Genomic DNA, 234 nt, shown 5'->3' on the forward strand with positions numbered 1-234 from the left:
GTACTCTTCCTCGAGGTGGTCGGCACGGTAGCGCTTGTGGCAGGAAAGGCACTCAACCAAGGGATCCGAGAAGACCTCGACGTGACCGGATGCTTCCCATACCTGGCGGGGAAGGATGACGGAGGAATCAAGGCCTACAACGTCTTCACGGCCGCGGACCATGCTCTGCCACCACTGGCGCTTGATGTTTTCCTTCAGTTCGGCACCAAGGGGACCGTAATCCCATGCAGAACG

The 234-nt window shown here is 59.0% G+C and carries 1 pseudogene; it reads right to left on the minus strand.

Features of this window, described 5'->3' with window-relative positions:
* Positions 1-234, minus strand: a pseudogene (locus tag ACR9ZK_RS23595) (glycine--tRNA ligase); the annotation flags it as partial.

This window comes from Monashia sp. HAY1-5C (assembly GCF_056755255.1).